The 1,040-nt window shown below is 34.3% G+C and carries 2 protein-coding genes; both read left to right on the top strand.

What is annotated here, in order from left to right:
- Positions 1 to 84 precede the first annotated feature (84 nt).
- Positions 85 to 477, top strand: coding sequence for a hypothetical protein (locus I6E72_RS19610; RefSeq protein WP_197113904.1), 393 nt, complete (start codon positions 85 to 87; stop codon positions 475 to 477).
- A gap of 117 nt (positions 478 to 594) precedes the next feature.
- The gene (locus I6E72_RS19615) at positions 595 to 957 is read left to right on the top strand and encodes a hypothetical protein (RefSeq protein WP_197113907.1); all 363 of its coding nucleotides are present in this window, start codon (positions 595 to 597) and stop codon (positions 955 to 957) included.
- The last annotated feature ends 83 nt before the right edge of the window (positions 958 to 1,040 follow it).

The raw sequence follows: 1,040 nt of genomic DNA on the forward strand, positions 1-1,040 counted from the left end.
CCGAGCAGGTAGCGCCTCAGTCCAACAAGCGATTATGCAACACAAACTGCGTGTCGCATAAATACTAAAGTGTTAGGCATATCGATGGATCGCAAATATATTACTGGTGGAGTTATTTTTATAGTTTGCTTTTTAAGCTTATTTTTCCTGCCTGTTTTAGCTGTTTACACTAATAGTTTTATTCCTCGGCTCGTTAGTAATTATATGTTTTTTTGGCCTCAATTAAGTTTGCCATATGATAGTTTAGTGATGCGAGAGGCTTATAAAAGCAATCTAGTGTTTTCTCCTTTTATAGCAAATTTATTAAATATCTCTCAATGGCTTGTTTTAACTGTACTATTTAGCGTTACCACATCAAATATAAGTAATAAAAAGTATAAAATTGGTTTGTCGTTTATCATCATAGTGTTATTTCCAATAATACTTAGTTTTTTGGTAAATGCATTGGGTTATACGATAGAGCTAGATGGGTTGTAAATATGCCTAACAAGCTGTTAAACAAGGACAAAAAACAGTTGGTTTTTGCTCCTTCGTCGCTTATTTTAACCAACTATTTTATTGCCTGTTAACAGGGCGTTATGTGACTCTCAGGCTATGAAGTATAAAAATATAATTTCGGCGATTCACAACTTTGGACATAGCTTTTCGAGTTATGAAAATTATGTCGATGATGACTTTGTAATTGATGAGTTAAGAAATATTCGAAGAAATGGATATGATATTTCAGTTAATTGGCTTACTCGTGAATTTGAGCCATCTCAATTACTGAGTGAACGAATCACTAAATCAATTGGATCTTGGGCAGATTCCCTTGAAGAGCATTTAGTTAAACACAATGTTGAGCCTTCTGCGATCAAAAGCCTTGTGTTTAAATGGCCAGTAAAAACTATGCATTATATTGTGGCAATTGACGACCGCGATATAGAGCATAAAAAAGTAATTAAGTATGCGAGTTAAGTCACATAACAAGTGACTATGGTGTCAATTCCTAATTTCAAACCATTTTAGGATCCCACATGACACCATCCCTCACCATAGAA

Origin of the sequence: Pseudoalteromonas sp. NSLLW24 (genome assembly GCF_015864725.1) — a bacterium.
Classification (GTDB): domain Bacteria; phylum Pseudomonadota; class Gammaproteobacteria; order Enterobacterales; family Alteromonadaceae; genus Pseudoalteromonas; species Pseudoalteromonas arctica.

Bases quoted from the DNA above. Each gene is read 5' to 3' on its own strand.
- I6E72_RS19610 (WP_197113904.1), top strand. From the start codon at position 85: ATGGATCGCAAATATATTACTGGTGGAGTTATTTTTATAGTTTGCTTT.
- I6E72_RS19615 (WP_197113907.1), top strand. From the start codon at position 595: ATGAAGTATAAAAATATAATTTCGGCGATTCACAACTTTGGACATAGC.